The 7745-nt window shown below is 69.5% G+C and carries 9 protein-coding genes; 8 read left to right on the forward strand and 1 reads right to left on the reverse strand.

The features are described from left to right. The first annotated feature begins 36 nt into the window (after nucleotides 1–36). The 4 genes from ftsE to ASE02_RS13960 are packed head-to-tail and all read left to right on the forward strand — an operon-like array spanning nucleotide 37 to nucleotide 2970. Entirely contained in the window at nucleotides 37–753 is a 717-nt protein-coding gene (gene ftsE, locus ASE02_RS13945; RefSeq protein WP_056735143.1) for a cell division ATP-binding protein FtsE, read from the forward strand. Further along, nucleotides 750–1637 carry an ABC transporter permease gene (locus ASE02_RS13950; protein WP_056735144.1) on the forward strand — a complete coding sequence of 296 codons (888 nt, stop codon included), beginning with the start codon at nucleotides 750–752 and terminating at the stop codon, nucleotides 1635–1637. Before ftsE ends, ASE02_RS13950 begins: the two co-directional genes overlap by 4 nt. After that, nucleotides 1634–2257 carry a YdcF family protein gene (locus ASE02_RS13955; protein ID WP_056735145.1) on the forward strand — a complete coding sequence of 208 codons (624 nt, stop codon included), beginning with the start codon at nucleotides 1634–1636 and terminating at the stop codon, nucleotides 2255–2257. Before ASE02_RS13950 ends, ASE02_RS13955 begins: the two co-directional genes overlap by 4 nt. Nucleotides 2258–2262: 5 nt before the next feature. Next, nucleotides 2263–2970 carry a 1-acyl-sn-glycerol-3-phosphate acyltransferase gene (locus tag ASE02_RS13960; protein ID WP_156406055.1) on the forward strand — a complete coding sequence of 236 codons (708 nt, stop codon included), beginning with the start codon at nucleotides 2263–2265 and terminating at the stop codon, nucleotides 2968–2970. Between the two features lie 58 nt (nucleotides 2971–3028). Here the strand turns inward: ASE02_RS13960 and ASE02_RS13965 are convergent, their stop codons facing one another. Beyond that, complete coding sequence (locus tag ASE02_RS13965; protein ID WP_056735146.1) at nucleotides 3029–3568, reverse strand: gamma-glutamylcyclotransferase; 540 nt, start codon at nucleotides 3566–3568, stop codon at nucleotides 3029–3031. Nucleotides 3569–3641: 73 nt separating this feature from the next. Here ASE02_RS13965 and ASE02_RS13970 point away from each other — a divergent pair, with 73 nt between their 5' ends. The 4 genes from ASE02_RS13970 (at nucleotide 3642) to ASE02_RS13985 (ending at nucleotide 7637) form a co-directional block, all read left to right on the forward strand. Next, complete coding sequence (locus ASE02_RS13970; protein ID WP_056735147.1) at nucleotides 3642–4634, forward strand: DUF2125 domain-containing protein; 993 nt, start codon at nucleotides 3642–3644, stop codon at nucleotides 4632–4634. Nucleotides 4635–4733: 99 nt separating this feature from the next. Then, complete coding sequence (locus ASE02_RS13975) at nucleotides 4734–5540, forward strand: chorismate mutase (RefSeq protein WP_056735148.1); 807 nt, start codon at nucleotides 4734–4736, stop codon at nucleotides 5538–5540. A gap of 40 nt (nucleotides 5541–5580) precedes the next feature. Beyond that, complete coding sequence (gene hisC, locus ASE02_RS13980; protein ID WP_056735149.1) at nucleotides 5581–6711, forward strand: histidinol-phosphate transaminase; 1131 nt, start codon at nucleotides 5581–5583, stop codon at nucleotides 6709–6711. Next, nucleotides 6708–7637, forward strand: a complete 930-nt coding sequence (locus tag ASE02_RS13985; protein ID WP_200957678.1) for a prephenate/arogenate dehydrogenase family protein — start codon at nucleotides 6708–6710, stop codon at nucleotides 7635–7637. Before hisC ends, ASE02_RS13985 begins: the two co-directional genes overlap by 4 nt. The last annotated feature ends 108 nt before the right edge of the window (nucleotides 7638–7745 follow it).

Raw genomic sequence — 7745 nt, forward strand, 5'->3', positions numbered from 1 at the left:
CAGCAACCTCAACCGAGGTCGCCGATTTCGGCTCTCATGTCCAGAAACCCAAACGCCACAGGCGCACCTGACGCCGATCACGCTGTTGTCCGCTTCGATGATGTTTCGATGCGCTATGGTCGTGCCCCCGAGACTCTGAAGGATCTTACCTTCTCCCTTGCGCCTGGGTCATTCCACTTCGTGACCGGCGCGTCGGGAGCGGGAAAGACCTCGCTGCTCAAGCTCCTGTTCCTGGCTGAGAAGCCCTCGAAGGGACTCATGCACCTGTTCGGGCAGGACGTCTCCACCGTCGCACGCGAGGATCAGCCCTTCCTGCGCCGCAGGATTGGCGTGGTTTATCAAGAGTTCAAGCTGCTGGAGCACATGTCGGTGTTCGACAACACCGCCCTGCCGCTGCGCATCGAGGGCCGCAAGGCCGACAGCTATCGCGGCGACGTGGCCGAACTGCTGGCCTGGGTCGGGCTGAAGCACCGGATGCACGCCATGCCGGCGACGCTGGCGGGCGGCGAGAAGCAGCGGCTGGCCATCGCCCGGGCCGTGGTGAACCGTCCCGAGATCCTGCTGGCCGACGAGCCGACCGGCAATGTCGATCCGGAAATGGGCCTGCGTATCCTGAAGCTGTTCGTGGAACTGAACCGCCTGGGCACCACCGTCCTGTTCGCCACCCACGACGAGGACCTGGTCGCCCGCTCGGGCATGCCGGTCCTGCACCTGGACAATGGGCGGCTGACCGCCCATGGCCATCGCTCATGAGCGATTTCGACGTCGAGCGCTGGCGCCCCGCCGCCTTCCTGCCGGAGGCCGACTCCCGCGACGGGTCGCTGACCTTCGTGGTGGCGACGCTGTGCTTCCTGGCCTGCCTGACCCTGCTGGCCGTGCTGGCGACCAACCGCGCAGCCCGTGATTGGACCGGCCAGCTCGACGGCCAAGCCACCGTCATCGTGCGCCCCAAGGCCAACGAGACCCCGGACGGCGCCGCCGCCCGCGCCGCCGAGACCCTGGCCGGCGTGCCCGGCGTGGCCGAGGCCCGGGCGCTGGAACGTGAAAAGGCCGAGGCGCTGATCGCGCCGTGGCTCGGTGACGCCGACCTCTCCGACCTGCCGGTGCCGCGGCTGGTCGCCGTCCAGCTGACGACCGAGGCCCCGGCCGACGCGGCCGCCCTGGATAACGCGCTGAAGGCCCAGGGCCTGGACGCCGTGGTCGATGATCATTCCGTCTGGATGGCCGACATCCAGCACGCCGCCCAGATCGCCCGCTGGATCGGCCTGGCGGTGTTTGGCCTGATCGCCACCGCCGCTGCGGCGGTCGTCGCCTTCGCCACCCGCGCCGGGCTCGCCGCGCGGCGCGAGGTGGTCGAGGTGCTGCACCTGTCGGGCGCCGAGGACAGTTTCATCGCCGGACTGTTCCAGTTGCGGTTTGCGAAGATGGCGGCCATCGCGGGCTTGTTCGGCGCGGGCGCGGCGGCGATCATGGGGGCTGTTTTGCGCCTGGCGGGGGGAGGCCAAGGTTTGACGCCCGTTCTGCCGATCTCCTGGCTCGACCTGCTGGCGGTCCTGCCCGCCCCGCTGGCCGCCGGCGCGGTGGCCGCGCTCGCCGCGCGCCTGACCGCCCAGGCGATGATCCGAGACCTGGCGTGAGGGGGCTCACCGCCATCCTCGTGGTCGCCGCCATCTGGGCCGCGGGCCTGCTGGCGTTCGCCGCCCGGGTCGAACGCTCGACCCCGGCGCCCGAACCGGAAATCGCCGACGGCGTGGTCGCCCTGACCGGAGCCGGCTCCAACGCCCGCATCGGCGCGGCCATGGGCTTGCTGGAAGACGGCAAGGCCAAACGCATGCTGGTCTCGGGCGTCAACCGCGAGGCCTCGCGCGAAGACATCCGCACGGTCAGCCGCGCGGTCCGCCGGCTCTATGACTGCTGCGTGGACCTGGGCTTCGACGCCGCCAACACCGTCGGCAACGCCCGCGAGACCCAGGAGTGGTCGCGCGCCATGGGCTTCGACAGCCTGATCGTGGTCACCGCCGACTACCACATGCCGCGCGCCATGCTGGAGCTGCGCGGCGCCATGCCCGACACCAAGCTGACCCCCTACCCCGTGGCGACCTCGGTGCTGAAAGCCCGTCGCTGGTGGGGAACTAGCGGCGGCGCGCGCTTGATGGTCGTAGAATACTGCAAATATCTGGCGATCCTGGGCCGCGAAGCGGTCCTGGGTCTGGGGCCCCGCGCCGATGCGGAAGACCCCGCGCCCAAGAAAGGCTGACGTTCTTGACCGCCCTGCGTTCCCTGCTCTTCGTGGCCCTGTTCTACATCTGGTCGGTGATGGTGGCTGTCGGCCTGTCGCCGGCCCTGCTCGGCCCGCGCTGGTGGATCATGCGTCTGATGGGCGTCTGGGCGAACGGCATCATCTTCCTGCTGCGGGTGATCTGCGGCATCAGGATCGAGGTCCGGGGCCGCGAGCATATGCCCAAGGGCGCGGCGCTGGTGGCGTCCAAGCACCAGTGCATGTTCGACGTCTTCGCCCAGTTCGCCTTCCTGCCGGACGCCTGCATGGTGACCAAGAAGGAGCTGATGTGGATCCCTTTCTTCAGCTGGTGGGCCATGAAGGGCAAGATGATCGTGGTCGACCGCGGAGGTCACTCGACGGCGCTGCGCAAGTTGATGCGCGACTCCAAGGAGCGCTTCGTCGACGCCCGCCAGGTACTGATCTTCCCGGAAGGCACCCGTTCGGAGCCCGGCGCGCCGCCTGACTACAAGCCCGGCATCGCCGCGCTCTATCGCGAGCTCGACGTGCCAGTGCACCCGGTGGCCACCAACTCCGGCGTCCATTGGCCCAAGCACGGCTTCATGCGCAAACCCGGGACCATCGTCTTCGAGTATCTGGAGCCGATCGCGCCCGGCCTGAAGCGGGCCGAGTTCATGCGCCTGCTGGAAGAGCGCATCGAGACCGCGTCGAACAAGCTGCTGGTTCTGTAGGCCTCGTTCCTCCCTCTCCCCCGCTACGCAGGGGAGGAACAAGGGAGCATCTGGCGGTCTATTTCGCCACCAGCTCCAGCGCATCGACCATGACCAGCAGCTTTTCCATGGCGTGGTCGCGTATCTCCTGCTGGCGCAGGTGGATGATCAGGTCGCGCAGGTATTCGACATTGCGCCCCGACAGCCCGGTCGCCCCGGCGATCAGTTCGGCCTGGCGCTCCAGCGACAGCGCGCCGGCCCATTGCGGATGATGCACGTCGGACAGGAAGGTCAGGGTCTCCACCTTGCGTCCGTCGGCCAGCCGCACGGTGGCGCTGGCCTCGACATAGGTCTCGGTCGGCTGCTCGCGCTCACGCAGATAGCCGTAGACCTCGGGCCAGATCTCTTCGGCGACGCGGTAGGCGGCGCCGCGCACCGCGCCGCCGGGGGCCAGCCCCAAGACCAGGCCGGGGCGTTCATAGGTGCCGCGGTGATGCACCGAATAGATGCAGAACGCCCGACGCCGCCCGTGTAGGGTGGCGGCCTGGCGCTCCAGGTGGTCAAAACCCGGCCGCCACATCAGCGACCCGTAACCGAAAACCCAACGCTCAACCGACATGGCCCGCCGCGCAAAACCCGCTCCGCCTCTCTCTCCTGTGCCCGATCCGCTCGCGCCCCGCAAACGCGGACGCATGGGGCTGTATCTTCCCTTCGCCATAACCCTGGTCGCGGCGGTCGGTTGGAGCGGCTTTTGGATCTATGCCCGCGCCCAGGCGGCCGAGCGGATCGAGGCCGGCGCCGAACAGCTGCGTAAGGCCGGATACGACGTGTCCTGGGCCGAACGGCGGATCACCGGCTATCCCTTCCGGCTGAACGTCACCCTGACCGACGCGCGCTTGCGCGAGCCGTCCGGCTGGGGTCTGGCCGCGCCGCGCCTGGAGACCCAGGCCTATATGCACGGCCTGGGAACCTGGGTGATCGCCACGCCGACCGGCCTCACCTTCACCCGCCCGACCGGCGGGGCGGTGAGCGTCAAGGGCGACGTGATCCACGCCAGCCTCTCGCATCTCGACAGCCCGCTGCCGAACTTCTCGTTCGAGGGGACCAAGCTCACCTTCGCGCCGGCCGCCGGCGCCCAGCCCTTCGCCCTCTCGGCCGCCGACAAGGTGGAGTTCCACCTACGCCCGGGTCCCGACGACCAGGCCGCGGTGATGTTCAAGGTCGACGCCGGCAAGGCGCAGCTGTCGGGCCTGTTCGCCCGACTGGCCGGCGACAAGCCGATCTCCATCCTCTGGGACTCGACGCTCTCGAAGGTCAGCGCCTTCAAGGGTGGCGATTGGCCAGACGCGGTTCGCAGCTGGGTCGCCGCCGGCGGCCTGATGACCGTGCGCCAAGCCGGGGTCACCGCCGGCGAGGCGGTGATCGGCGCCAAGTCGGGCACGCTCGGCGTCGGCTATGACGGCCGCCTGACGGGACATCTGGACGTCACCCTGCGCGAAGCCCCCAAGGCGCTCAGCGCCATGGCCGAGACCGGCGTCATCCGCCCGGAAGCCGCGCTCGCCGCCTCGGCGGTCGCCGCCGCCCGCCAGGGAACCGGCGACGTGGCGCAGGCCAATGTCACCTTCCAGGCCGGCCAGACCACTTTGGGTCCTGTCGCCGTGGGCCCCGCGCCCAAGGTCTACTGAACCAAGCAGTTTCCGATGCAACTTTCTTGCGGCGACGGCGCCTATTGCGCCCCTCGCCGCAATGACCTAAGCGCCAAACCTTCGTTTTCGGGGGACAAAATGGCTGAGGCCGATCCCAAGACCGCTGCGCCGAGCCTGGACGCCGTCCGGACCCGCATCGACGCGATCGACGCTCAGCTCCTGGCCCTGGTGGATGAGCGAGCCGGCCTGGCCATCCAGGTCGCCGCGGCCAAGGCCGCCGCCGGCGACGGCGACAAGTTCGCCCTGCGCCCCGGCCGCGAAGCCCAGGTGGTCCGCGCCCTGCTCGACAAGCCCCGCAACGCCGCGCGTCCCAGCCTGGTGGTGCGGATCTGGCGCGAGCTGATCGGCGACAGCCTCTCGCGCCAAGGCGCCTTCCATCTGACCGTCTTCGGCGGTCGCGATTCCGGCCGGGCGGTCGAGGGCGCGCGCCTGCGCTTCGGCGCCGCGCCGTCCCTGCGCCAGGTCGCCAAGGCCGAGGACGCCCTGGCCGCGGCCAAGACGCCGGGCGGCGTGGCCATCCTGGCGCTGGCCTCCGACACCCCTTGGTGGGGCCGTCTGCTGGCCGAACCGAAACTGAAGGTGTTCGCGACCCTGCCCTGCCTGACCGCCTGGGGGCCGCTCTCGGCCCTGGCCGTGGCTGATGTCGATGTCGAGCCGACCGGGTCGGACCTGACCTATTGGGTCACCGACGCCGCCGGCTCGGCCCAGTCCATCGAGGACGCCCTGGGCCGCGACGGCGTCGCCGGCGACCTGATCGCCGAAGCCGGGGGGCTGAAACTGTTCGCTCTGCTCGGCTTCTATCAGCCCGACGACGCGCGGCTGGCCCGCGCGCCGGGCCGCCTCACCGGCGTCATCGGGGCTGCGCCTGCGCAGCTGGACGTGTAAGGACGAGCCGTCCCTCCCGTCACGACCGGCCTTCGCCCCAATGACCGACACCGTTCTCGACCGTTCCGCCGCGCCCCGTCCGACGCCCAAGCCGGGCATCATGGACATCGCCCCCTATGTGCCGGGCCAGTCCAAGGTCGACGGCGTCGAGCATCCGCTGAAGCTGTCGGCCAACGAGAACATCCTGGGCTCCAGCCCAGACGCCCGCGAGGCCTTCTCCACCGCCTTCGACAAGCTGCAGATGTACCCCGACGGCCGCACCACCGCCCTGCGCGAAGCACTGGCGGCCAAGTACGGCCTGGAGCCGGAACGCCTGCTATTCGGCTGCGGCTCCGACGAGATTTTCCAGCTCCTGAACCAGGCCTTCCTCGAGCCCGGCGACAACATCGTCCAGGGCGAGTTCGGCTTTGGCGCCTACGCCATCGGCGCACGGGCCTGCCAAGCGCAGGTGCGGATGGCGCCCGAACCCAACTACCGCGTCGATGTCGACGAACTGCTGAAGCTGGTCGACGCGCGCACCCGCATCGTCTTCGTCGCCAACCCCGCCAACCCGACCGGCACCTGGAATTCGGCCGCAGAGATCCGCCGGCTGCACGCGGCCCTGCCGCCCAGCGTGGTGCTCTGCCTGGACGGCGCCTATGCCGAGTTCTGCCACGACCCGGCCTATGAAGACGGCATGTCGATGGTGCGTGAGTTCGACAATGTCGTGGTCACCCGCACCTTCTCCAAGCTGCATGGCCTCGCCGCCCTGCGGGTGGGCTGGGCCTATATGCCCGAGGAGATGGCCGGGGCCATCGACCGCATCCGCCTGCCCTTCAACGTCAATATCCCGGCCCAGCTGGCCGCCGTCGCAGCCCTGGCCGACGACGAATTCCAGCAGCGCTCGCTGGCCCTGGTCGACCAATGGCGGCCGTGGCTGACGCAGCAGCTTGGCGGCCTTGGCCTCGAGCCGCTGCCCTCGGCGGCCAATTTCGTGCTGGTCGGGTTCCCGACCACGCCTGGCAAGACCGCCAAGGAGGCCGACGCCTTCCTGAGCGCGCGCGGCCTAATCGTCCGTTACGTGGCCGGCTACGGCCTGCCCAACCACCTACGCATCACCATCGGCCTGGAAGAGCACAACCGGGCCGTGGTCGAGGCGCTGCAAGACTTCATGAAGGACCAACCGGCGTGAGCGTGATCTATCCTCGGATGGCGGTGATCGGCTGCGGGCTGATCGGCTCCTCGGTGATCCGGGCGGCGCGCGAGGCCGGCGTGGTCGGCGTGGTCGGCGTCGCCGACGCCAGCGAAGCGCACCGCCAGCGCATCGTCGAACTGGGCTATGCCGACGAGGTCACCGCCGACATCGCCGAAGCGGTGAAGGACGCCGACCTCGTGGTGCTGGCCGTGCCGGTGCTGGCCATGGGCGAGGCCGCCAAGGCCGCCGCCGCGGCGCTGAAGCCCGGCGCCACCGTGACCGATGTCGGGTCGGTGAAGGGCTCGGTCGCCGACGCCCTGGCCGCCGCCTTGCCAGACAGCGTCTTCATCATTCCCGGCCACCCCATCGCCGGCACCGAGCACTCGGGCCCCGACGCGGGCCTGGCCGAGCTGTTCCAGAACCGCTGGGTGATCCTCACCCCCCAAGCCAGAACCGACGAGCCCTATGTCGAGGCGGTCGGCCGGTTGTCGGAGTTCTGGCGGGCGCTGGGCGCCAATGTCGACCAGATGGACGACCGTCACCACGACCTGGTCCTGGCCGTCACCAGCCACCTGCCCCACCTGATCGCCTACAACATCGTCGGCACCGCCGCCGACATGGAGGAGGTCACCCAGGCCGAGGTGATGAAATACTCGGCCGGCGGCTTCCGCGACTTCACCCGCATCGCCGCCTCCGACCCGACCATGTGGCGCGACGTGTTCGTGGCCAACAAGGACGCGGTGCTGGAGATCCTCGGCCGCTTCACCGAAGACCTGCAGGCGTTGTCGCGCGCCATCCGCTGGGGCGAGGCCGACAAGCTGCACGAGCTTTTCACCCGCACCCGCGAGATCCGCCGCGGCATCATCGCCGCGGGCCAGGAAAGCGCCGAGCCGAACTTCGGCCGCGATCGCGGCAAGCATTAGGCCCGGACGCCCACCATCCGTGTCATCCAGGTTTGCGCAGCAAGACCGGCGACTGTGTTGATGGTCAAGGCTGGTTGGTTCGCCAGGGCCGGTCTGCCTTGAGCATGC

Origin of the sequence: Phenylobacterium sp. Root700, assembly GCF_001429025.1 — a bacterium.
Classification (GTDB): Bacteria; Pseudomonadota; Alphaproteobacteria; order Caulobacterales; family Caulobacteraceae; genus Phenylobacterium.